Below are 909 nucleotides of genomic sequence, written 5' to 3' on the forward strand. Positions count from 1 at the left end.
CTTGTGAAGTCGGCCCAAGGCGCGGTGCCGGTCTTTCGATCGGTCCGTTTCCTTGGGCCGCTTCCCGAACCCGCCGTGCCCATTACTGAGCAACGGGCTCTCCCCAAGTCCCGTCGTGGTGGTGCGATCGTCATCCCGCGGCCGTCCACGGCGAAGGGATAGCTGCTCCCCGGTATCGATATCGGGTTGTGCTGATCGATCCGGTATGGAGCAGGCTTGTCTCCCCGTCGCGGGGCCACCACCCGCCGTCGCAATAGCGGCGACGAATAGCCTTCCAGCTCGTTTTGCGGTGTTTCCGTCGCAGCCAGGCCATAACCTGCCGCCAGACGACGGAGGCCAGAAAACCAAAGGTCTTGCTGGACACACCCGGCCGGAAGTAGGTGCACCATCCCCGCAGCATCGGGTTGAGCCGGTGCAGCAGGATGGCCAGGGGCTGGTTGGTGTTTGTTCCACGACACATGTCCTTGATCTTCTGGCAGACGGCGCGCAACGCCTTCTTTGCCGGATAGGTGTAGACGTAGTGCCGGTCCTCGCCTCTCTTTCGGTGGCGCTGGATGTGCCAGCCCAGGAAGTCCAGACCCTCGTCGATATGGGTGATCAAGGTCTTCTCCGGGGCCAGGCGTAACCCCATCCCGGCGAGTACCTCGCTGATCTCCTCCTTGAGGACTTCCGCGTCCGCTCTGGTACCGGTGACCATGAGACACCAGTCGTCCGCGAAGCGGACGAGCCGGAAGTTGGGAAGCCCACGGCGGCGACGCGCCTGCCGCTGTGTCCTGCTCGTTGCAGGCCCTCCCGGCAGCCGGGCGATGTGCTCGTCCAGCACGGACAGGGCCACGTTGCTGAGCAGCGGAGACAAGATCGATCCTTGCGGAGTGCCGGTTTCGGTGTCTCGCAGCAGGCCATCCTCGG

At 64.2% G+C, this 909-nt stretch carries 1 protein-coding gene; it reads right to left on the bottom strand.

From position 1 onward, the window contains the following. Nucleotides 1–130: 130 nt before the first annotated feature. Nucleotides 131–909: group II intron maturase-specific domain-containing protein (locus tag ABGA98_RS45655; RefSeq protein ID WP_347624746.1), on the bottom strand; the 779-nt coding region annotated here is incomplete at its 5' end.

The organism is Nonomuraea sp. B1E8, assembly GCF_039871515.1.
Lineage (GTDB): Bacteria > Actinomycetota > Actinomycetes > Streptosporangiales > Streptosporangiaceae > Nonomuraea.